Annotated in this window: 20 protein-coding genes; 8 read left to right on the top strand and 12 right to left on the bottom strand. The window is 65.1% G+C overall.

Annotated features, from left to right (window positions below):
• Positions 1–12: 12 nt before the first annotated feature.
• From nadD to BMY90_RS13020, 8 genes are all read right to left on the bottom strand, one after another.
• Positions 13–645 carry a nicotinate-nucleotide adenylyltransferase gene (nadD, locus tag BMY90_RS13055; protein ID WP_092704525.1) on the bottom strand — a complete coding sequence of 211 codons (633 nt, stop codon included), beginning with the start codon at positions 643–645 and terminating at the stop codon, positions 13–15.
• Positions 646–659: 14 nt separating this feature from the next.
• Positions 660–1,676, bottom strand: a complete 1,017-nt coding sequence (gene holA, locus BMY90_RS13050; protein WP_092704523.1) for a DNA polymerase III subunit delta — start codon at positions 1,674–1,676, stop codon at positions 660–662.
• A gap of 7 nt (positions 1,677–1,683) precedes the next feature.
• Positions 1,684–2,235: an LPS-assembly lipoprotein LptE gene (locus BMY90_RS13045; protein WP_008211051.1), complete on the bottom strand. Its 552-nt coding sequence runs from the start codon at positions 2,233–2,235 to the stop codon at positions 1,684–1,686.
• 5 nt (positions 2,236–2,240) lie between these two features.
• Positions 2,241–4,964, bottom strand: coding sequence for a leucine--tRNA ligase (leuS, locus tag BMY90_RS13040; protein ID WP_092704521.1), 2,724 nt, complete (start codon positions 4,962–4,964; stop codon positions 2,241–2,243).
• Positions 4,965–5,129: 165 nt separating this feature from the next.
• Complete coding sequence (locus BMY90_RS13035; protein ID WP_092704519.1) at positions 5,130–5,735, bottom strand: PqiC family protein; 606 nt, start codon at positions 5,733–5,735, stop codon at positions 5,130–5,132.
• Positions 5,732–7,429, bottom strand: coding sequence for a PqiB family protein (locus BMY90_RS13030; protein ID WP_092704517.1), 1,698 nt, complete (start codon positions 7,427–7,429; stop codon positions 5,732–5,734). Before BMY90_RS13030 ends, BMY90_RS13035 begins: the two co-directional genes overlap by 4 nt.
• Entirely contained in the window at positions 7,422–8,045 is a 624-nt protein-coding gene (locus BMY90_RS13025; protein ID WP_008211066.1) for a paraquat-inducible protein A, read from the bottom strand. The genes BMY90_RS13030 and BMY90_RS13025 overlap by 8 nt, the downstream gene beginning before the upstream one ends.
• Positions 8,042–8,713, bottom strand: a complete 672-nt coding sequence (locus tag BMY90_RS13020; RefSeq protein ID WP_008211068.1) for a paraquat-inducible protein A — start codon at positions 8,711–8,713, stop codon at positions 8,042–8,044. Before BMY90_RS13020 ends, BMY90_RS13025 begins: the two co-directional genes overlap by 4 nt.
• A 99-nt stretch (positions 8,714–8,812) precedes the next feature.
• On the opposite strand from BMY90_RS13020, the gene trxA reads away from it, so the two are divergent.
• Complete coding sequence (gene trxA, locus BMY90_RS13015) at positions 8,813–9,685, top strand: thioredoxin (protein ID WP_008211071.1); 873 nt, start codon at positions 8,813–8,815, stop codon at positions 9,683–9,685.
• Between the two features lie 70 nt (positions 9,686–9,755).
• Positions 9,756–10,208, top strand: a complete 453-nt coding sequence (locus BMY90_RS13010; protein ID WP_008211073.1) for a DUF4442 domain-containing protein — start codon at positions 9,756–9,758, stop codon at positions 10,206–10,208.
• 304 nt (positions 10,209–10,512) lie between these two features.
• Here BMY90_RS13010 and BMY90_RS13005 read toward each other — a convergent pair whose 3' ends face one another.
• Positions 10,513–11,178: a hypothetical protein gene (locus tag BMY90_RS13005; protein ID WP_092704515.1), complete on the bottom strand. Its 666-nt coding sequence runs from the start codon at positions 11,176–11,178 to the stop codon at positions 10,513–10,515.
• Positions 11,179–11,180: 2 nt separating this feature from the next.
• On the bottom strand, positions 11,181–11,708 hold the full coding sequence (locus tag BMY90_RS13000) for an RNA polymerase sigma factor (RefSeq protein ID WP_092704513.1): 528 nt from the start codon (positions 11,706–11,708) through the stop codon (positions 11,181–11,183).
• A gap of 308 nt (positions 11,709–12,016) precedes the next feature.
• Between BMY90_RS13000 and BMY90_RS12995 the strand changes: the two genes are divergently transcribed.
• The 4 genes from BMY90_RS12995 (at position 12,017) to BMY90_RS12980 (ending at position 16,932) form a co-directional block, all read left to right on the top strand.
• Positions 12,017–13,069, top strand: coding sequence for a tellurite resistance/C4-dicarboxylate transporter family protein (locus BMY90_RS12995; protein ID WP_245735041.1), 1,053 nt, complete (start codon positions 12,017–12,019; stop codon positions 13,067–13,069).
• 187 nt (positions 13,070–13,256) lie between these two features.
• Entirely contained in the window at positions 13,257–14,141 is an 885-nt protein-coding gene (locus BMY90_RS12990) for an HNH endonuclease (protein ID WP_008211080.1), read from the top strand.
• 201 nt (positions 14,142–14,342) lie between these two features.
• A complete protein-coding gene (locus BMY90_RS12985; protein ID WP_092704510.1) occupies positions 14,343–15,005 on the top strand; it encodes a DUF502 domain-containing protein in 663 nt (220 codons plus the stop codon).
• A 133-nt stretch (positions 15,006–15,138) separates the two neighbouring features.
• Positions 15,139–16,932, top strand: a complete 1,794-nt coding sequence (locus BMY90_RS12980; RefSeq protein ID WP_425438665.1) for a M14 family metallopeptidase — start codon at positions 15,139–15,141, stop codon at positions 16,930–16,932.
• 101 nt (positions 16,933–17,033) lie between these two features.
• On the opposite strand, the gene BMY90_RS12975 is transcribed toward BMY90_RS12980, so the two are convergent.
• Entirely contained in the window at positions 17,034–17,723 is a 690-nt protein-coding gene (locus BMY90_RS12975; RefSeq protein WP_092704506.1) for an LrgB family protein, read from the bottom strand.
• Complete coding sequence (locus BMY90_RS12970; protein ID WP_008211088.1) at positions 17,713–18,126, bottom strand: CidA/LrgA family protein; 414 nt, start codon at positions 18,124–18,126, stop codon at positions 17,713–17,715. Before BMY90_RS12970 ends, BMY90_RS12975 begins: the two co-directional genes overlap by 11 nt.
• Positions 18,127–18,203: 77 nt before the next feature.
• Between BMY90_RS12970 and BMY90_RS12965 the strand changes: the two genes are divergently transcribed.
• Together BMY90_RS12965 and BMY90_RS12960 are read left to right on the top strand one after the other, a co-directional pair.
• Complete coding sequence (locus BMY90_RS12965; RefSeq protein WP_092704561.1) at positions 18,204–19,088, top strand: LysR substrate-binding domain-containing protein; 885 nt, start codon at positions 18,204–18,206, stop codon at positions 19,086–19,088.
• 132 nt (positions 19,089–19,220) lie between these two features.
• Positions 19,221–21,356 carry a M13 family metallopeptidase gene (locus tag BMY90_RS12960; protein WP_092704504.1) on the top strand — a complete coding sequence of 712 codons (2,136 nt, stop codon included), beginning with the start codon at positions 19,221–19,223 and terminating at the stop codon, positions 21,354–21,356.
• The last annotated feature ends 9 nt before the right edge of the window (positions 21,357–21,365 follow it).

Genomic DNA, 21,365 nt, shown 5'->3' with positions numbered 1-21,365 from the left:
CGGCAGCTCGATCTATCGCCGATACGGCGCCAGCAACGTCGGACTGTCCAGCAATTCCACAGGCAGCAAATAGCGCGGCTGCTGTCCTGCGGCAAGCAGCTCGCGCACGCGCGTAGCGGAAATTTCCAAAGGCGTGATCGGCATCAGGACCACTCGGCCAGCATGGGTGGCGCGAATACCCTGGGGATCGGTAGTCAAACGTCCGCTGATCGCCTCAGCAAGTCCCGCCGGCCACGTCGGCTCAACCCCCGGCCGCGTCAGCACTCCCATATGCGCCAGCTCAAATAACTCATGCCAACGATGCCAACTCGGCAATCCGGCGAAGGCGTCTTCACCCAGCAGCAACACCAGCGGACGATCGCCCTGCTCGGCGCGCAGCTCGACAAGGGTGTCGACGGTATAGGACGGGCCTTCGCGCTGCAGTTCGCGGGTGTCGAGGCTCAGGCGCGACTGCCCCTGCAGTGCAGCGCGCAGCATCGCCACGCGTTGTTCGGCACTGGCCACCGGCGGCGGGCGATGCGGCGGCACGTTGGCAGGCATCAGGCGCACTTCGGCGTCGAGCAGTTCGGCGGCTTCCCAGGCGGCGTTGAGGTGGCCGATGTGTACCGGGTCGAAGGTGCCGCCGAGAATGGCGAGGGGCTTCATGACAAGTCCGGCGTTCAGGCGAGTGCCATGGCCGCACGCGGTTCGGCGATGGCCGCAATCAGCCGCTCGGCTTCGCGCCACGGTTCACCGGTTTCGCGCCCCTTGGCCATGCGGTCGATGCGCGAGGCGCGCGCCAAGCATTGCAGCCAGTGTTCGCGCGGGGCACGACGCAGGGCCTTGCGAAACAGTTGTTCGCGTGCGGGCCACAGGCGTTCGAGGCGGGCTTGCGCGGCGAAGTCGCGGGCATTGGCCAGGCGCAGCGCAAGCTGCAATTGATTGACCAGCCAGCCCATCAGGCCGATCAATTCCTCGCCTTCGGCATGCAGGCCGGCAAGGATGTGCAATGCGCGCGCACCGTCGCCGGCAAAGGCGGCATCGGTGAGTTTGAAGGCGTCGTAGCGGGCGCTGTCGGCGACCAGGCTTTCCATCGCCGCCGCATCGATGCGCGAGCTGTCACCGGCACGCAGCACGGCAAGCTTGTCGACTTCTTGCGCGGCGGCCAGCAGGTTGCCTTCCACGCGCTCGGCCAACAATGCCGCGGCATCCGGCGTGGCCGACAAGCCGCGCGAAGCGAGTCGGGCACCGATCCACGAACTCCATTCGTTCGGGCGCGGTGCGTTGAACACCACCATCGCGCCGGTAGCGTCGAGCTTCTTGCTCCACGCGCCGTCGTGCTTGCTGCTCCAGGTGGTGGCCGTCACCAGCAGGGTGACATCGGGCGGCGGGTCGGCGCAGTACTCGGTGAGCGCGGCGGCGCCTTCCTTGCCCGGGCGCCCGGTGGGCAGGCGCAGGTCGATCATCCGTCGCGTGGCGAACAGCGACATGCCTGCGCCCGCGCGAGCCAGATCGTTCCAGTCGAAATGGGTACCGGCGTCGAGCACGTCGCGCTCGCTGTAGCCGAGCTTGCGCGCCTGCGCGCGCAATGCGTCGGCCGCTTCCAGCACCAGCAATTCCTCGCCCACCAGCAGGTAGACCGGGCGCAGGCTGTCCGCCGCCAGCGCCTTCTGCCATTGGGTGGCATTCAGCGGCATGGCTGTCTCAGTGCGTGCTGCTGGCTGGTGCCGGCGCGGCAGCCGCCCCCATTACGGGCTGGGGATGCTTAGCGGCCGCCTGCAGACGGAACAGGATGGCCTGCACCATGTCGTCGTTGAGGCTGCGCTGCAGCTCTTCCACCTCGGCGGTGCTGCCCACGGTGTCGCCGGCGTTGTAGCTGTACTCGCGCGACATGTCGATGTGCTGCCCCGGGATCAGCAAGTCACCCTTGCCGTCCTTGACGTTGAACTCGACGTGGTAGCGCACGGCGTATTCGGTAACGCGGGCGGAACCGTTGATGCTCAGCGAGTCGGTGCTGAAGTGCGCGGTAGTGACGTCCAGCTCGGCGATGCCCGGGCCGCTTTCGTCCTCGACAGTGACGCCGGAGGCGGTCAGCGTGCGCGCCAGGTTGCGCTGCAGTTCGCCACCGCCACTGACGGTGAGATGTACGCGCTGCATCGACGGCGGCAACGCCGCGCTGCGACGCAGATGGAAGCCGCAGGCGCTCAGCGCGAGGCCGCACAGCAGCAACAGCGAAACTTGGAGCGAACGGCTCATGGCTTTCATCCTGCGACGATGTTGACGATCTTGCCCGGCACCACGATCACCTTGCGCACGGTCTTCCCTTCGAGGAAGCTGGTCACGTGCGGGTGCGCGCGAGCCAATTGTTCCGCCTCGTCCTTCGACGCACTGGCGGCAACCTCGATGGTAGCGCGCAACTTGCCGTTCACCTGAACCGCCAGGGTCAGCGAATCACGCACCAGCGCACTTTCGTCCACCTTCGGCCACGGCTGGTCTTCCAGCACGCTTTCGGCGTGCCCCAGCACCTGCCACAGGCGATGGCTGACGTGCGGCACCACCGGGTTCAGCAGCAGCACCATGGTTTCCAGCACTTCGTGGCGTACCGCGCGGCCCTGCTCGCTCATGTCGGCGAACTTGCCGACCGCGTTGAGCAGTTCCATCAGCGCGGCGATGGCCGTGTTGAAGGAGTGGCGCCGACCGAGGTCGTCACCCACTTTCTGGATGGCTTCGTGCAACTGCCGGCGCAAGGCCTTCTGGCCAGCATCCAGTTGCGCCGGATCGACCACCGCGTGATCCGGCTGTGCGGCATGCGTGGTCACCTCACGCCAGAAACGGCGCAGGAAGCGCGACATGCCTTCCACGCCCGCCTCGTTCCATTCCAGCGACTGCTCCGGCGGCGCGGCGAACATGGAGAACAGACGCACCGTGTCGGCGCCGAACTTGCCCACCATCGACTGCGGATCGACGCCGTTGTTCTTCGACTTGGACATCTTCTCGGTGCCGCCGATCTGCACCGGCTGGCCATCGGCCTTGAGCACCGCGCCGATCGTCCGCGCCTTGTCGTCGCGCTGGATTTCCACGTCGGCGGGATTGATCCAGTCCTTCGAGCCGTCGGCGTTGTCGCGATAGAACGTGTCGGCAATCACCATGCCCTGGCACAGCAGGTTGGTCGCCGGCTCGTCCGAATTCACCATGCCCGCGTCGCGCAACAGCTTGTGATAGAAGCGGAAGTACAGCAGATGCAGGATGGCGTGTTCGATGCCGCCAATGTACTGGTCCACCGGCAGCCAGTAGTTGGCGCGTTCGTCGACCTGGGTGGCGGCACCCGGCGAGGTGTAGCGCGCGTAGTACCAGCTCGACTCCATGAAGGTGTCGAAGGTGTCGGTTTCGCGCTCGGCCGCGCCGCCGCACTCGGGACAGGTGGTCTTGCGCCATTCCGGATCGGTCTTGATCGGCGACTGCACGCCACCGCCCTTCGAGTACACATCGGCCACGTCTTCGGGCAGCAGCACCGGCAACTGGTCTTCCGGCACCGGCACGTCACCGCACTTGGCGCAACGGATCACCGGAATCGGGCAACCCCAGTAGCGCTGGCGCGAAACGCCCCAGTCGCGCAGGCGATAGTTCACGCGGCGCTGGCCCTTGTCTTCGGCAGAAAGCTTGTCGGCCAAGTAGTCGAAGGCTTCGCGGTAGGTCTTGCCGTTCAGCGCGCAGGAGTTGAGCAGCACTCCGTGCTGACCAAACCGCTCATCCCAAGCGCTCCAAGTCAAAGATTCGGAAATATCGTCTTCCAGATGAATCGACGGGTATTCGACCTTTCCACTCCCGGTGTCATGGAACATCGTGACCGACTCGATGCTTTTGCCATCCCAGCTCAGCGGGGCCACCACTGCTTTAATAGGCAACCGATACTTCTTCGCGAAATGGAAGTCGCGCTCGTCATGGCCGGGCACGGCCATCACCGCGCCGGTGCCGTAACCCATCAGCACGAAGTTGGCGACCCATACCGGCACCTTGTCGCCGGTGACGGGATGGATGGCGAACAGGCCAGTGGCCATGCCGCGCTTTTCCTGGGTTTCCAGTTCGGCCTCGGACACACCGCCGTGCTTCAGCTCTTCCAGGAACGTCGCCAACGCCGGATTACCCTGCGCAGCCTTCTGCGCCAGCGGGTGTTCACCGGCAATGGACACGAAGGTCACGCCCATCAGCGTGTCGGGGCGCGTGGTGAACACGGTCAGCGGCGCGGCTTCGCCCTCCACCGCGAAATGGATTTCCAGGCCCTCGCTGCGGCCGATCCAGTTGCGCTGCATGGTCTTCACGGCGTCGGGCCAGCCGGGCAACGTGTCCAGGCCGTCGAGCAGTTCCTGCGCGTAATCGGTGATCTTCAGGAACCACTGCGGGATTTCGCGCTTTTCCACCGGCGCGCCGGTGCGCCAGCCGCGGCCGTCGATCACCTGCTCGTTCGCCAGCACGGTCTGGTCGACCGGGTCCCAGTTCACCACCGCGTTGCGGCGGTAGGCGATGCCTTTCTTCATCAGCCGCACGAACATGCGCTGTTCGTGCACGTAGTAATCCGGACGGCAGGTGGCGAACTCGCGGGTCCAGTCGATCGCATAGCCCAGCGACTTCAGCTGGCCGCGCATGTGCTCGATGTTGGCGTAGGTCCACTTCGCCGGCGCGGTCTTGTTCTTGATCGCGGCGTTCTCGGCCGGCAGGCCGAACGCATCCCAGCCCATCGGCTGCAGCACGTTCCTGCCCTGCATGCGCTGGTAGCGGCTGATCACGTCGCTGATGGTGTAGTTGCGCACATGGCCCATGTGCAGCGCGCCGGACGGATACGGCAGCATCGAGAGACAGAAGAACTTCGGCCGGGCCGGGTCTTCCTTCACCTCGTAGGCGTGCTGTTCGTTCCAGTACCGCTGTGCGGCGGCTTCCACCGCCTGCGGGTCATAGTCGTTGGAAGCCTGCTCTTGGATGTCCTGCATGTTCTGCTGCCGTTGTGCCTGTGCCGACGTCGAAACGGCCGTTGCCGGCTGCCGCGTTGAACGCGTCAGACTAGCAGAATGGCGCGTTGTCCGGAGCCGCGAAAGGCTTCCGGGCCTTGTCGGCGGGCGAAAAAGCCCGCATGGCTCCCGTCCGATCCGCTGACATCAATCCGCCGGGCAGGCCGGTGTCTGGCCGGCAGCCACCGCCGGGGCCACGCGCGCAATCCGCGTGGCCAGTGCGGCGAGTGCGCGCTGGTGGCCGGCCACCAGCGCGTCGAAGCCGGGGCCGACGCTCTGCTGGATCCGGCTGGTGCACGCCAGCAAGGCATCGCCCTTGAGCGCATGCACGCTCCAGGCGGCGTCGATCAGGGCGTACTGGCCAGGCACGGAGTCGAAGCGGCGCAGGTCGACCTTGATGCGCAGCACCGGCTTGTCGCCGGCGGGCAACCCGCTGACATCCTGCGCCCCGGTGTCGCGCGCAAGATCGGCCGACAGCGCGCCGCGCACTTCATCGGCCAACGGGGCGATCCAGCGCCGGCCATCCAGCATGGCCACGCCCTGCCCGCCTTCGCGCACCACCATTTGCGGCTGGTCGGCCTGGGCCGGAATGCCCACCGGCAAAAGCGCGAAACGGAACGAGGCCGGCGCGGCGACTGGCGATGCTTCGGTCGGAGCCGGCGCGATCAAGGTGTAGTAATGCATCGGCGCGGAGGCGCAGGCGGCCAGCGCCACAGCCAGCAGGCCAACCAGTGGAGAACGCAGGCGAATCATGGCTTGCTCCCTTTCGATGCCGCGCCGTTCGACGTGGCGGGCGTTGTCGGCTCCGCGGCGGGCTCACGCACGGCCGGATCGGCGTGGCGCCCACGAATCAGCGCTTCCGGATGCACGCCGAGGTAATCGGTCAGCACGCGCAGCGAACGCGCCATGCGTCGCAGCTCCTGCAAGGTGGTGCCCAGGTTCTGCTGCAGCGGTGAATCGCCGGCCAGCATGTGGTTGGCCGAACCGAGCGTGCTCTGCGCGCCCTTCAGGGTTTCGCTGACCTGCGGCAAGACCTGGCCGTTGACCTGTTTCAGCGTGCTGTCCAGATTGGCCAGCGAGTCGTCCAGGTGCTTGCCGATGCTGTCGAACGGGATCTTGTGGATCTTGTCGACGATTTCGGCCAACTGCTCCTGCAGCTTGTCGAAGCTGCCCGGCGCGGTGGGAATTTCCAGCGGCCGCGCATTCGGGTCGTACTTCACCTTGGCCGCATTCGGCAGGAAGTCCAGCGCGATGTAGAGCTGGCCGGTGAGCAGGTTGCCGGTGCGCGCCTGCGCCCGCAGGCCATGCGCCACCAGCCGGCCGACTATGTGCGAAAGATCCGCGTCGTCGCCTTGCGCCTTGGCCAGCGCCACCAGCTTGTCGTTGGCCTGTCCAAGCCGCTGCGGATAGATCACGGCACCGACGATGATCGGGAAGCTCTGCGACTTCTCGTCGTAATCCATCTTGATCGACACCACCTTGCCGAAGTTCACGCCAAGGAATTCCACCGGCGCGCCCACCGCCAGCCCGCGCAGCGACTGCTTGAAGCGCATGCGGATGTAGTGCGCCGGGCCATCCGGCGGAGCCATGGCGGTGGTCTCGTCGCCGAACAGGCGGAAACTGGCGTCTTCCTTGGCCGGCGTGCTGTCGTGCGGCCCGGGCGGATTCTGGAACGCCACGCCACCGGCCAGTACCGCGGCCAGCGACTGGGTATTGAGCTTCAACCCGTTCGCGCCCAGCGAGACGTCCACGCCACTGGCATTCCAGAACCGCGTGGAGTCCGTAATGAAGCGATCGTTCGGACTGCCCACGAAAATCCGGATGGTCACGCCGCTGCCATCCTTGTCCAGTTGGTAGGACGCCACCTGGCCGACCTGGATGCGCCGGTAATAGATCGGCGACCCCACATCCAGCGAACCCAGGTCCTGCGCATGCAGCACGAAGCTGCGCCCGGGCGAACCGTGGGTGATCGCCGGCGGCAGCTCCAGCCCCTTGAACCGGTACTTTTCCTCTTTCGAATTACCGATATCGGCGCCGATATAAGCACCCGACAACAGCGTACTTACGCCCGACACGCCACCCAGCCCGATGCGCGGACGCACCACCCAGAAGCGCGTGTCGGCCGTGGCGAAACTTTCGGCGCTCTTCTCCAGCGCCACCTTCACGATGACGTGGTCGCGATCGCTGCTGAGGCGGACCTTTTCGACCTTGCCGATCGTCACGCTCTTGTACTTCACCGGCGTCTTGCCCGGCGTCAGGCCTTCGGCGGTCTGGAAGCTGATGTTGATCGTGGGCCCGGCCTGCAACCAGGCATGGACCACCAGCGACAACCCCACCAGTGCGGCGATGACCGGCACCAGCCAGATCAGCGATATGCCGACGCGTCGGCTTCGTACCACCGGTTGCGGCAAGTCGTCGGGGGGAGTCGCCCTGGATTCATCAGTCATCGTCGGTCCTGCCATCCCAGATCAAACGGGGGTCGAAACTCATCGAGGCCAGCATGGTCAGCACCACGGTCAGGCCGAAGAAAATCACGCCGGGCAACGGCGCCACCAGGCTGAAGATGCCGAACTGCACCAGCGCCGTCAGCAACGCCACCACGAACACGTCCAGCATCGACCAGTAGCCGATGAATTCCACCAGCCGGTACAGTTTCGCACGCTGCGGACGTGCCCAGTTGCTGCCCCGACGAGCACTGACAAGCAGGGTCGTCAGCACGAAGAATTTCGTCATCGGCACCAGGATGCTGGCAGTGAACACGATCACCGCCAGATCCGGCGATCCCTTGTTCCACAGCTCCATCACGCCGCTGATGATGGTGTTGTCGTCCACGTCGCCCAGGCTCGCCGTGCGCATGATCGGCAGCACGTTGGCCGGGATGTACAGCAGGAAGCCGGCAATCAGCAGCGCCCAGGTGCGCGCGTAGCTGGCCGTCTTGCGCCGATGCAGCGCCGAGCCGCAGCGCGGGCAGGCCGCGTCGTCCATCGGCGTGTCGCGGCAAACCAGTCCGCAGACATGGCAGCCGATCAGCCCCAGCTCGTGTGCCCGCGGCAACGCGCTCATTCAGTCGGCTCCGTGGTCGCGTGCTCCGGCAGGGTTTCCCACAATTGCCGCAAATCCACCCCGGCGAAGATCGTGATCAGGACGGCCAGCGCCGCATACGCGAAGATGCCCGGGTCCGGGCTGATCTCGAAATAGAGGTGCGCCTTGACGATGGATACCAGCACGCCCAGCACGAACACCTCGCTCATCGTCCACGGATGCAAGTAATGCAGCCCCACCATCAGCGACCGGAAGCCCGGCGCCCGCTGCCCCTTGCGCGCGAACAACAACAGCCAGCCCATGCCGATCATCTTCGCCAGCGGAAAGAAGAACAGCGTAGCCGCCGCCAGCACCGACACCACCTTGGCATCTTCGTGCCACATCGCCAGGATCATGCCCCAGAGCGTGGTGGCCACCTTCTCGCCGTTCAGCCCAAGGGTGACGATCGGCCAGACGTTCGCTTCCACGAACACCAGCATGGCCGTCAATATCAGCGCCAGCATGGCGTTGGTACCCAGCCGCTGATGGCGCTCCAGCACCGCATCGCAGCGCGCACAACGCGCCGTTTCGCCGCACGCCAGCGGGCGGCGGCGATACACCGTGTCGCAGTGCTCGCAGATCAGCAGCGGCGCCGGCACGGGGGCCGGGGCCTGCTCAATGGCGGGAGACGGGACGCTCATGCCGGCCATTCTCGCAAATCCGCGTCAACGGCGCGCATGTGTCGAAGCCCTTGATATGCTCGTGCCCGCCCCGACCTTCAGCGGGCATCCCGCCTACCGGAGCCCATCGTGACCGATACCGCCACCACTCACGTCTTCGACGTGGACCCGACCAACTTCGAGACCGATGTCCTGCAGGCCTCGCAGGCCACCCCGGTGCTGGTGGATTTCTGGGCCACCTGGTGCGGCCCGTGCAAGACCCTCGGCCCGATGCTGGAAAAGCTTGCCGCCGAATACAACGGCGCGTTCCGGCTGGCCAAGGTCGACGTGGACAAGAACCAGGAGCTGGCCGGCATGTTCGGCATCCGCTCCATTCCCACCGTGATGCTGGTGAAGAATGGCGAGATCGCCGACGGTTTCTCCGGTGCCTTGCCCGAGGGCCAGTTGCGCGAATTCCTGTCGCGCCATCTGCAGCCACTGGACGGAGCCGGCGATGAAGATGCCGCCGACGCCGTCGAAGCCCCGGCCGAAACGCCCGAACAGGCCATCAACCGCCTGCAGCAGGCCATCGCCACCGAGCCGGACCGTGCCGAGCTCAAGCTCGACCTCGCCCTGGCACTGATGCAGGCCGGTCAAAGCGACGCCGCCGAAACCGAACTGAACGCCCTGCCCGCCAACCTCGCCACCGATGCCCGCGCCGTCCGCCTGCGCAGCCAGCTCGAACTGGCGAGCACGCTGAAAAACGCGCCCACGCTGGCCGAACTGCAACAGCGCGTGCAAACCGATGCCACGGACTGGGAGGCCCGCGACCTGCTCGGCGTGCGCCTGCTGCTCGGCGACGAGCCGGCCACCGGCCTCGACCAGTTCCTCGTCATCCTCGAAAAAGCCCGCGACTGGAACGACGGTGCCGCGAAAAAGCGCCTGCTGGCGGCGTTCAATACGCTCGATGATGCGGAACTGGTGGGACGCTACCGGCGCCGGATGGCTTCGCTGTTGTTCTAAGCGGTGCGAGTGGCACACCATACGCAAAGGTATGGTATCGTTCCGGCGACTTCGACACGCTTCCCGCCCCATGCGCGCATCCACTTTCCGCCGGCTGTTGAATCTGTGGCCGCCGTTCCTGTTCAACAGCATCCGCCTGCAATCGGTCAGCGACGACTACACCGAAGCAAGGGTGGTGTTGCGCCTGCGCCCGTGGAACCGCAACTACGTCAAGAGCCAGTTCGGCGGCAACCTGTTCGCGATGACCGACCCGTTCTGGATGCTGCTGGTGATGCAGCAACTGGGCAAGGACTACTTCGTGTGGGACAAGGCCGGCACGATCGACTTCGTCGCACCTGGCTATGAAGACGTCTACGCCCACTTCAAGCTGGAACCCGGCGTGATCGACGAACTGCGCACGGCAGCCGCCGGCGGCGAGAAGGTGTTGCGCTGGTTCGAGACCGACGTCGTCACCGCCTCCGGCAAAGTAATCGCCCGGGTGCGCAAGCAGATCTATGTGCGTTTGAAGCCAAAGGCGCGCTGAGGGCTTGCCCAGTCGTCATTCCGGCGCAGGCTCACTGCTGTCCGGAATACTTGTCGAGCTCGATCAAAAGGTTGTATCAAAAATCCGAGAGCCGAGCTCAGCGAAGACTGTCCGTGCGCCTCGATGGACGGACTGAAAACTCCCTCCCCTGCGCGCAGGGGAGGGTTGGGGAGGGGTGCTTTTGCCTTGGAGAGCCAAAGCGTTACCCCCTCCCAACCTCCCCCTGCTCGCAGGGGGAGGGGCTCATTCAACAGCCGGAAATATCTCGGACAGCAGCTGGCACAGGTCGGAATGACGGGCGGCTTCAGTCCCGCTCGAAGCGCGCCATCTCCTCCAGCGCCGCTTCAGCCCTGACGATGGCGCTGCCGGCCAGGCCGTTCTCCAGCCAGCGACCGTGCCCCAGTCGTCGCACCGCGAAACGGGCCAGGAATACCAGGCCAATGGCCACGGCCACGCTCGACAGCAGCCAGGGCATGAGGCTAGGGCGCAGGTGCTGCCAGGGATTCAGTCCGAAGGGGTCCGCCTCGTACTGCGCCAGCATCAGCAAGGCCGGTATCCACACCACGCCACCCAGCACCGCGAACACCGGCGCTTCCACCTTGACCCGCCAGACGCGCATCCGGGCAAGGCGGCGCTGGATGTCCAGCACCGGCGCGGTGTAATCGATGCCTTGTTGCATCACCAGCAAGCGGATCGGGAAGGCAAACGCCAGGGTACCGAACAGTTGCATGAAGGCACCGCAAGCCACCGCCTGCCAGATGCCCAGGTGCGTCGACCAGAAGCTGATGCCCCACAGCATGATGGCGACGCCAAGCACGATAAGCAGCGACTGTCCCCATGCCAGCGGTCGCAAGTGCCGATGCAGGCGGTCGGCGCGCCCCTGTCGCAACAGCTCCAATTGCAACGCATTCTGCCGCTCCAGTTGCTGTCCCATGGTCTGCCAGGCCAGCTTCATCTCGTCGAGTTCCATCGTCATGCTCCGGTAGGTGCCGGCGCGGTCATCTGGCCGCGCAGCTTCTGCTTGATGCGATTGATCTTGGTGGCCACGTTGGTTTCGCTAATGCCGAGCACGTCGGCGATCTCGGCGTAGCTGCGGTCTTCCAGGTACAACAGGATCAGCGCGCGATGGAGCGGATCGAGCTGGCCGATGCAGGCGTACATCGCAGCCAGCCGCTCATCGGTTTCGGCAATGACCTGGCCACCACCGATGCTGTCCAGATGATGTTCATCCAGCGGTTCGACACGGCTGTCCAGCGACGTCTTGCGGCGACGCAATTGCGAGATCGCCACGTTCAACGCAATGCGGTACATCCAGGTGGAAAACTTCGCCCGGCGCTCGTCGTAGTGGCCGAACGATCGCCACAACTGCACGCAGATTTCCTGCGCCAGATCATCGCGATCGGCAGCGCTGACGGCATACACCGAAGCCACCTTGAACACGATGCCGCGATGCTCGTGCAGCAGTATCTCGAACTGTCGCTGGTGGCTGCGGCTGGTCATGTCATCCGTATTCCCCGTGATACACCCCATGATTCGCACGGCGCGAAAAAAAATCACACCTCGTCCGAAGACCATTTGTTACCGCTCGCCCCGGATCGCGTCCGGGGCAGGCTTCGAGCTCAGGCCAAAGTCGCAGGACACCCACGGCGAAGCGCTGGCCATGCGGGCCCCACTTCGACTCCGCCAGCTGCGCAGGCTACGCTCAGTGCGAACGGCGGGGTCCGGGGTCGCGTCGCTGCTGCGCCTTCACACCGGCGCGCCGGCCCACGGTCGCATAATGACCGAGGTTGCCGGCGATGGAGGGTGCGATGGCTGTGGTGGATGCGCTATTGCGGCGAGTACGTCGGCTCGACCCCGGCTGCTTCGCGCTGGTGATGGCCACCGGCATCGTCTCCGTCGACGCCAGCCAACACGGCATGCCGTGGCTGGCGCTGGCCTTGTTCGCCTTCAACCTGATCGCCTACGCCTGGCTGCTGGTGCTGACCGCGCTGCGGCTGGCGCGTTTTCGCCACAGCATGGTGGCGGATTTCGTCGATCCCTCGCGCGGCGCCGGCTTCCTGACACTGGCAGCGGCGACCAGCGTGCTCGGCAGCCAATGCCTGCTGGTGGTGTCGTGTCCGCGGCTGGCCCTGGGCTTGGCGATCGCCGGCGCCGTCCTCTGGCTGGCACTGATCTACCTGTTCTTCGCCGCCACCATCACCGCCCGCTTCAAGCCCGGCTTCACCCGCAGCATCAACGGCGGCTGGCTGGTGGCGGTGGTCTCCACGCAGGCATTGGCGGCACTGGTTGCACTAATCGCCGGCCACGCACCCACGCCGCGCGGCGGCTGGCTGTTCGTGGCGCTGTGCCTGTACCTGCTGGGCGCGGCGCTGTACCTGCTGATCATCACGCTGGTGGTCTATCGCATGGTGTTTTTCCCGATGCGCGCACGCGAGTTCACGCCACCGTACTGGATCGACATGGGTGCACTGGCGGTAACCACGCTGGCCGGCAGCCTGGTGGTCATCAACACGCCAGCCGCCAGCCCGCTGTTGCCCCTGCTGCCGTTCGTGAAAGGATTCACCCTGTTCTTCTGGGCCACTGCCAGCTGGTGGATTCCGCTGCTGGTGATCCTGGAACTGTGGCGCCACATCTGGCGCCACGTGCCGGTGCGTTACGAAACCGACGACTGGGACATCGTGTTTCCCATCGGCATGTATACCGTGGGCACGTTCGAACTGGCACAGGCACTGCATCTGGATTTTCTGCGGACGATTCCTGCCGTGGGCGTCTACGTCAGCCTGCTGGCCTGGCTGCTGGTCGCACTGATCGGATTGCGCCGGTTGTACCGGAGCCAGTTTCGGCACGCGCCGCACGTGTAGCGCTGACATGCGCTGTGGGCACAGCGTGGTGTGCACTTTGATCCCTTGCACCGCTTCGCCATCAGCTCGCTGAACGCCCCTGAAGGACTCCACGATACTTCCGCTTTTGCAAGTCCGGCATGCCGTGCCACGCGTGAAATCCCATAGCGCGTTATCCCTGGTAACCTGGGCAACACGGGGAGGCAGGATGACCAACGCGATATTCACCGCTTCAGAAAGCTCCGCTTACGACGACCAGATCGAGTGCCGTTACCACTTCCCTCGCACCTATCTTCGACAGGTCGAAGAGGCTATTGGTGACTGGATCATCTACTACGAACCACGTCGGTCCACTGGTCCGAACCGCGCTGGTGGCCGACAAGCCTACTTTGCCATCGCTCAAGTCGCGGGCATCACGCAGGACCCCGCGCGACCGGATCATCATTACGCACAGATGCGCGGCTTCCTGGAGTTCGATCAAGCCATCGCGTTTCGTGAAGGTGCAGAGTACCGGGAATCAATTCTGCAAAAAGCGGATGGTTCAACCAACAAAGGCGCCTTCGGTCGATCTGTTCGCCTGATTCCCAGAGAGGAATTCGATCGAATCGCACAAGCCGGCCTGTACGCCCAGCCCCAACCATGGGAGCTGGCTGACCGGGTGGCAGAACCTGTGCCTGAGTATGTCGTGCACCCCATCGTGGAACAGGTCAGCCAACGAAAATTTCGTGATGCCGCATTCAGGCGCCATGTCCGCAACGCCTACGCAAACACTTGTGCGGTCACAGGTCTTCGCCTGATCAATGGCGGTGGTCGCCCTGAAGTTCAGGCTGCCCATATCCGTTCGGTAGAAGCCGATGGCCCCGATACCGTCCGCAATGGCATTGCCCTCACCGGCACGGCTCACTGGCTATTTGATAGAGGCCTGCTGACCTTCGCCGATGACTACAGCATCCTGCTCTCACCCCATGGCGTACCCGATGATCTGGACAAGCTGATTCTGCCGGATAGAAAGCTGCGTATCCCTGCCAATCCCGACCTGCGACCGCACGCAACCTATCTGGCCTGGCACAGGGAAAATTGCTTCAAGCGGTAGCTGTACCCTCGAAGCAATCGGTGCCTCCAGCAATTCGCTGGAAACGGCGGCAGCCAAAGATCCACACGACGGTGGGTCAGGAACAAGCAAGAACATCACGACTGAAGCCTCTCCTTGCAAAAACACCCGCCAAACGGCTTTCCCAGGGCACCACAGTCGTCGCCTACAATGGCCGAACCATCCCCCTGACGTGCCCACCCCATGCAACCGCTGCGCCTCAAACGCTATCTGCTGACCGGACTGCTCACCTTCATCCCGTTGTGGGTGACCTGGCTGGTGTTCAAGTTCGTGCTGGGTCTGCTGGCCGGGATCGGCGCGCCGGTGGTGGCGGGCTTCGTCAAGGCGTTGGCGCTGGTGGCGCCGCGCGCAGCCGATGCGCTGAACCAGGACTGGCTGATCTTCATCCTCGCCCTGCTGCTGACGCTGGCCGCGCTGTATACGCTCGGCTGGCTGGCGCACCGGGTGATCGGTCGGCGCGTGCTCGATGCTTTCGACGGACTGTTGCACCGCATCCCGCTGGTGCAGACGATTTACGGCGGCACCAAGAAGCTGATGACGGTGCTGCAGAACAAGCCCGGCGGCATGCAGCGCGTGGTGCTGATCGATTTCCCCCGGCGCGGCATGAAGGTGGTTGGTTTCGTTACCCGCACCATGGTCGAGGAAGGCACCGGCCGCGAGATGGCGGCGGTATACATCCCCACCACGCCCAACCCCACCGGCGGCTATCTCGAACTGGTGCCGGTGGACGAGTTGACGCCGACCGACTGGACGATGGACCAGGCGATGGCCTTCATCATTTCCGGTGGTGCCGTGGCGCCGGACACCCTGCCCGCGCCTGCCCGCCACCCCGATCACCTGCTGTAGCCGGCGCGCTGCGCGCGAGCGTCACCACGACGAAAGGCATGCGCGCACAGGGAGCGCTCCCACCACAATGCCTGCGTCTTTCACGCCAGTGCCGGGGAACCTCATGCCGAAATGGCCGCTTACCGCATTGCTCATGCTTGCCACGGCATGCGTGCCTGCCACCACGTTCGCGTCCACGAACTGGATCACCCCGGCCGAGGCGGCACACTTCCGTACCACGCCGAGTTATGCCGATACGCTGACCTACCTGCAACGATTGCAAAAGGCCGCGCCCGGCAAGATCCATCTGGAAACCTTCGGCACCACGCCGGAAGGCCGGCCGATGACGGTGGTGATCGCCAGCGGCGATGGCACGTTCACTCCGCAAGCGGCCCGCGCCGCGCACAAGGCTGTCGTGCTGGTGCAGGCCGGCATCCATCCGGGCGAGATCGCGGGCAAGGATGCCGGCCTGATGCTGTTACGCGATTTCGCCATCACCGGCAAGTATCCGCACCTGCTTGATCATGTGGTGCTGGTCTACATCCCGGTGTTCAGCGTGGATGGCCACGCGAATTCCTCGCCCTACAACCGCATCAACCAGAATGGCCCGGCCAGCATGGGCTTTCGCGGGCAATCGCAGTACCTCAACCTCAATCGCGATTACATCAAGGCCGACGCACCGGAAATGCGCGCGTGGCTGAAGTTGTGGCAGACGTGGCAGCCGAATTTCCTGGTCGACGTGCATGCCACCGACGGCGCCGACTACCAGTACGACCTGACCTGGTACACCGAAGACCCGCACAAGCTCGATCCCGCCGTGGCGTCCTGGCAGCAGCAGCTCACCGACACGGTGATGCCGGCCTACGACAAGCGCGGCCATCTCGCTTCGATCTATCTGGAGTTCAAGGATGGTCGCGACCCGCGCAAGGGCATCGCGAATTTCGGCTCCGGCCCGCGCTTCTCCACCGGCTACGCGGCGCTGCAGAACCGGCCCGCGCTGCTGATCGAAACGCACATGCTCAAGCCCTACGGCGTGCGCGTGAAGGCCGTCTACGATCTGGTCGAATTGATGCTGGCCGACATCAACCGGGACCCGGCCGCCCTGCTCGCCGCCACGCACAAGGCCGATGCCGACGTGATCGCCCGCGCCGACAATCCTGCGGCACGCGTACCGCTCACCTTCAAGCTCGATCCCGTGCCCACGTCGTACACGCTGAAGGGCTACGCCTTCAGCCAGACCCACAGCGACATCTCCAACGACATTTGGATCCGGTACGACCCGCACACGCCGCGCAACTACACCATCCAGAACTGGAACCGTCTGTTGCCGGATCTCTCGATCACCCCGCCGGCGGCCTATGTCGTGCCGGCACAGTGGACGGTCATCATCGACCGGCTGAAAGCACACGGCATTGCCTACCGGCGCATCGACCACCCGCTGACGATGACCGCGCAGGGCTACCAGCTCGACGATCCGCGCTGGGCGACCCGGTCATTCGAAGGCCACCTGATGCTGCGCGATTTCACGCTGGCGACGGCACCACGCACCGTCACCCTGGCGCCCGGCTCGGTGATCGTGCCGATGGATCAGCGCGCGGCCAACGTGGCGATCGAATTGCTCGAACCGCAGGCACCCGACTCGTTGCTGCACTGGGGCTATCTGAATGCGATCTTCGAGGCGAAGGAATACGGCGAACCGCGCGTGCTGGAGAAGCTGGCGCGCGAGATGATCGCGAAGAACCCGGCGCTCAAAGCCGAATTCGAAAAGAAGTTGCACGACGATCCGGCCTTCGCCGCCAGCAGCCGCGCACGTCTGGAATTCTTCTACAAGCGCTCGCCGTGGTACACGGTGCAGCGTGTTGGCGCGTACCCGGTGTTGCGACTCAACGCGGCAGAGCTGCGCCAACTGCCTGTCTCCCTCCCCTCGTCAGGGAGGGGGCCGGGGTGAGGGGCCGCTCTTGCGGCAATCTCACTTGCGAAGCGCTCCCGCGAGCACCCGCCCCTCACCTCAATCCTCTCCCCGTGGGGGAGAGGAAGTAAGAGCACCGTTCAGCGCAGCAGCCAGGCGACCCCGGGTGCAGCCAGCACATTGAGCAGGCCGGCCAGCACCATCGCGAGGCTGGCGATGGTGCCCTCCTCGGCTCCCACGTCCCAGGCCTTGGCGGTACCGGCGCCATGTGCGCCGACACCGAACAACGCGCCGCGTGCCAGCGCCGAACGCAGCGGAAGGTATTTCAGCAACAACTCACCCAACGCGATGCCGGCCACGCCGGTGATCACCACGAATAGCGCGGTCAGATCCGGCACGCCGCCGATATCGGCCGACACCAGCATCGCCAGCGGCGTGGTGATCGAACGCGGCACCAGGCTCAGGCGCAGGCTTCCACTCAAACCAAACAATGTGGCCAGTCCCCACGCGCTGCTCATCGCCACCGTGCTGCCACCCAGCACACCGGCCAGCAACGCAGCCCAGTGCTGGCGGATCAACCGGCGATAACGCCAGATTGGCAGCGCGAACGCCACCGTCGCCGGCCCCAGCATCAGCACCAGCCAGTGCGTGTCGCGGATATACACCGGGTAATTCATGCCGAACAGCAGGCCCAACGCGATCAGCAGTACCGGCACGGTGAACAGTGGCGAGGTCCACCAGCGCGGTCGTTTCCGGTACAGCGGCTTGAGCAGGTAGTAACCGCCCAGCGTGACCGCCAGCCACGCCAGCGAGGCGAGTTCACTGCGCATGGTGTTTTTGCCTCCAGCGCCAGACCAGATCGACCAGGAAGGCCGTGGCCGTCATCACCAGCACGGTGCCGATCAGGATCACCGCCACGATGCGCACGCCCTCCGCACGCAACAGCGCCGCATGCTGCGACACCGCCATCACGGCGGGAATGAAAAACAGCAGCATCTCGGCCAGCAGCCAGTCGGCGCCGCGACGCAGGCTCGACATCGGCACCACGCCGCACGCCAGCATCAGCAGCAATACGCCCAGCGCCAGCACACTGCCCGGCACCGGCAGGCGCCACGCACGCACCACGTATTCGCAAACGGCGCACAGCACCACCAGCAGCAACACCTGCACAAGCAGGGCAAGCCGGGGATGGCGACGATCAAGCAGGCGCATGCGGGCATGGAGCGTTTTCATGGCGCCAGCCTATGGCCATCCCGTATATGATGGAAATGAATTGTTTCCATCATTTCAATTCGTTTTTGGAATACATCATGGACCTGCGCAGCCTGCGTTATTTCACCGAGGTGGCCAGTCGCGGTGGCTTCGCCCGCGCGACCGGCTCGGCCCACGCCAGCCAGCCCACGCTGAGCAAGGCCATCGCCCAACTGGAAGACGAACTGGGCACACGCCTGCTCGACCGCGACCGCCGCGGCGTGCGCCTGACCCAGGCCGGCGAGATCGTGCATCGCCACGCGCTGGCCATGCTGGCGCGAACCGAGCATCTGCGCGCCGAGCTGGACGCATTGCAAAACCTGCATCGCGGTGAACTGCGACTGGGCCTGCCGCCGCTGGGCAGCAGCGTGCTGTTCGCGCCCCTGCTGGCACGCTTCCGCGAACAGCATCCGCAAATCGACATCCACCTGCTGGAACACGGCAGTCGGCGCCTGGAGCAATCCGTGCTGGCCGGGGAGCTGGAAATCGCCGCCACGCTGCGTCCGGTCGGCGAAGGGCTGGACTGCCAGCCAGTCTGCGACGAACCCATGCTGGCCCTGCTGCCGCAATCGCATCCTCGCGCACGGGCGCGCCGCTTCCGCATGGAGTGGCTGGGCGAGTCGCCGTTGATCCTGTTCGAGGAAGGCTTCGCGCTGAACCGGCTGATCCGCGACGCCTGTGCCCGCCACGGCGTGGCGCCGCGCGAGACCGTGCACAGCGCGCAAGTGGACTTCATCCTGGCGCTGGTCGCCGCCGGTGGCGGCATCGCCCTGCTGCCGCGGCTGACCGTGGAGGAGCGTTCGCTCAGCGGCGTGGTCGCCGTGCCGCTGTCCGGCCGCGACCTGCGCTGGCAGATGGTGCTGGCCTGGCGTCGCGGCGCCGAGGTTTCGCCAGCCGCCCGCGCCTGGCTGGCCCTGGTTGCCGAAACCACCCCTGACCTTTGACACTGGGCTCCCCATGACCTTTGACCTAGCGTGAGCGGTCATGGTCGCGGGCGGGGGAGGCCCACCGGCACGGTCCGCGCGAACCAGGAAGCCTACGGGCAAATCACATTGCTATTTATCAGAGGGATACCCATGACCAAGCAGTATCTGAAGCCGCTGGCGCTGGCCGCCAGCCTGAGCCTGGCGCTTGCCGCGTGCGGCAAGAGCGAGCAGGCGGCCGCGCCCGCCCCGGCTCCGGCCAAGACCGCCGCCGCGCCGGCTGCCGCAGCCAGCACGGCCGCCGCCGCGCCCAAGAGCGTGTTCGACGTCAGCGAGCTGGGCGCGCCCACCGAGGCCTGCCAGGACTTCAATACCTTCGTCAACGCGAAGTGGGTTGCGGCCAACCCGATTCCCTCCGACCGCACCCGCTGGGGCGCGTTCGACCAGTTGGCCGACAAGAGCATGGACGAGCAGCACCAGATTCTCGAGAACGCCGCAAAGAACGTTGCCAGCGCCAAGGACGGTTCGACCGAACAGAAACTGGGCTGGCTGTACTCCGCCGGCATGGATGAAGCGGCCATCGACAAGGCCGGTTTCGACCCGATCAAGCCGCAGCTGGCGCAGATCGACGGCCTGAAGAACAGCGCCGACATCGCCAATTTCATCGACACCAGCTTCAACAACGGTGACAGCTACATCTTCAGCTTCGGCTCCGGCGCCGACTTCAAGGATGCGACCAAGCAGATCGGCTACGTGTACCAGGATGGCCTGGGCCTGCCGACCAAGGATTACTACTTCAAGCCACAGTACAAGGACATCCGCACCGCGTACGAGGCCTACATCGCCAAGTCGCTGGAGCTGGTCGGCGTGTCCGCCGCCGATGCCAAGAAGCAGGCCGGCGAAGTGATGAAGTTCGAAACCGAGCTGGCCAAGGCCTCGCTGGCTCCCACCGAGATGCGCAATCTCGACAACCAGTACCACTTCGTCAGCCTGAAGGAAGCGGACAAGATCAGCCCGCACTTCAACTGGCAGAAGTTCTTCGCCGCCCAGGGCGTGACCATCGACAAGGGCTTCTCGCTGTCGCAGCCGAAATTCATCGCCGAGTTCGACAAGCTGCTGGCCCGCGCACCGGTGTCGCAGTGGCAGGCCTACCTGCGCTTCCACCTGATCAGCAGCGCCTCGTCCGCGCTGAGCAAGCCGTTCGAGGACAACCGCTTCGACTTCTACGGCAAGACCCTGTCCGGCCAGCCGGAACAGAAGCCGCGCTGGAAGCGCGTGCTGCGCTCGGTGAATGGCGCCATGGGCATGGGCCTGGGCCAGCTGTACGTGGCCAAGTACTTCCCGCCGGAATCCAAGCAGCGCGCCGAAGAGCTGGTGACCAACGTGCGCAACGCGTTGAAGGATCGCATCGAGCACCTGGACTGGATGAGCGAAGCGACCAAGAAGAAGGCGCTGGACAAGTGGGCCGAATTCCTGCCCAAGATCGGCTACCCCGACAAGGGCGAATGGCGTGACTGGAGCGGCCTGAAGATCGAGCAGGGCAACTGGTTCGCCAACCTCGAAGCCGCCAGCAAGTACAACTACCACTACGACATCAGCAAGATCGGCAAGGCCACCGACCGCAAGGAATGGGGCATGACCCCGCAGACGGTCAACGCCTACTATGATCCGAGCACCAACACCATCAACTTCCCGGCCGCGATCCTGCAGGCGCCGTTCTTCTATGCGCACGGCGACGACGCGATCAACTACGGCGGCATCGGTGCGGTGATCGGCCACGAGTCCAGCCACGGCTTCGACGACCAGGGCAGCCAGTTCGACGGCCACGGCAACCGCGAAGACTGGTGGACGCCTCAGGACAAGAAGCAGTTCGATGCGCGCACCAAGCTGCTGGTCGAGCAGTTCGACGGCTACACGCCGATCAAGGGCAAGCCGGACCTGCACGTCAACGGCAAGCTGACCCTGGGCGAGAACATCGCCGACCTGGGCGGCCTGAACATCGCCTACGACGCCCTGCAGACCGCGCTGAAGAATCACCCGCAGGAAGCGGCCACCAAGATCGACGGCTACACCGAGGACCAGCGCTTCTTCCTCAGCTGGGCCCGCGTGTGGCGCGGCAACATCCGCGAGAAGCAGGCCGAGCTGTACCTCAATGTCGACCCGCATTCGCCGGCATCGATCCGCGCCATTGCCGCCCCGTCGGACATGAGCGCATTCGCCAAGGCGTTCCAGTGCAAGACCACCGATCCGATGGTTCGCTCTGGCGACAAGCAGGTGAAGATCTGGTAGGTCGCTCCG

Origin of the sequence: Rhodanobacter glycinis (assembly GCF_900114325.1) — a bacterium.
In the GTDB taxonomy this organism is placed as follows: Bacteria; Pseudomonadota; Gammaproteobacteria; order Xanthomonadales; family Rhodanobacteraceae; genus Rhodanobacter_A; species Rhodanobacter_A glycinis.
Note: the sequence above shows the minus strand (reverse complement) of the source record. Positions and strands in the feature narration are given on the sequence as shown.

Bases quoted from the DNA above. Each gene is read 5' to 3' on its own strand.
- nadD (WP_092704525.1), bottom strand. From the start codon at position 645: ATGAAGCCCCTCGCCATTCTCGGCGGCACCTTCGACCCGGTACACATC.
- holA (WP_092704523.1), bottom strand. From the start codon at position 1,676: ATGCCGCTGAATGCCACCCAATGGCAGAAGGCGCTGGCGGCGGACAGC.
- BMY90_RS13045 (WP_008211051.1), bottom strand. From the start codon at position 2,235: ATGAGCCGTTCGCTCCAAGTTTCGCTGTTGCTGCTGTGCGGCCTCGCG.
- leuS (WP_092704521.1), bottom strand. From the start codon at position 4,964: ATGCAGGACATCCAAGAGCAGGCTTCCAACGACTATGACCCGCAGGCG.
- BMY90_RS13035 (WP_092704519.1), bottom strand. From the start codon at position 5,735: ATGATTCGCCTGCGTTCTCCACTGGTTGGCCTGCTGGCTGTGGCGCTG.
- BMY90_RS13030 (WP_092704517.1), bottom strand. From the start codon at position 7,429: ATGACTGATGAATCCAGGGCGACTCCCCCCGACGACTTGCCGCAACCG.
- BMY90_RS13025 (WP_008211066.1), bottom strand. From the start codon at position 8,045: ATGAGCGCGTTGCCGCGGGCACACGAGCTGGGGCTGATCGGCTGCCAT.
- BMY90_RS13020 (WP_008211068.1), bottom strand. From the start codon at position 8,713: ATGGCCGGCATGAGCGTCCCGTCTCCCGCCATTGAGCAGGCCCCGGCC.
- BMY90_RS13010 (WP_008211073.1), top strand. From the start codon at position 9,756: ATGCGCGCATCCACTTTCCGCCGGCTGTTGAATCTGTGGCCGCCGTTC.
- BMY90_RS13005 (WP_092704515.1), bottom strand. From the start codon at position 11,178: ATGGAACTCGACGAGATGAAGCTGGCCTGGCAGACCATGGGACAGCAA.
- BMY90_RS13000 (WP_092704513.1), bottom strand. From the start codon at position 11,708: ATGACCAGCCGCAGCCACCAGCGACAGTTCGAGATACTGCTGCACGAG.
- BMY90_RS12995 (WP_245735041.1), top strand. From the start codon at position 12,017: ATGGCTGTGGTGGATGCGCTATTGCGGCGAGTACGTCGGCTCGACCCC.
- BMY90_RS12990 (WP_008211080.1), top strand. From the start codon at position 13,257: ATGACCAACGCGATATTCACCGCTTCAGAAAGCTCCGCTTACGACGAC.
- BMY90_RS12985 (WP_092704510.1), top strand. From the start codon at position 14,343: ATGCAACCGCTGCGCCTCAAACGCTATCTGCTGACCGGACTGCTCACC.
- BMY90_RS12980 (WP_425438665.1), top strand. From the start codon at position 15,139: ATGCTTGCCACGGCATGCGTGCCTGCCACCACGTTCGCGTCCACGAAC.
- BMY90_RS12975 (WP_092704506.1), bottom strand. From the start codon at position 17,723: ATGCGCAGTGAACTCGCCTCGCTGGCGTGGCTGGCGGTCACGCTGGGC.
- BMY90_RS12970 (WP_008211088.1), bottom strand. From the start codon at position 18,126: ATGAAAACGCTCCATGCCCGCATGCGCCTGCTTGATCGTCGCCATCCC.
- BMY90_RS12965 (WP_092704561.1), top strand. From the start codon at position 18,204: ATGGACCTGCGCAGCCTGCGTTATTTCACCGAGGTGGCCAGTCGCGGT.
- BMY90_RS12960 (WP_092704504.1), top strand. From the start codon at position 19,221: ATGACCAAGCAGTATCTGAAGCCGCTGGCGCTGGCCGCCAGCCTGAGC.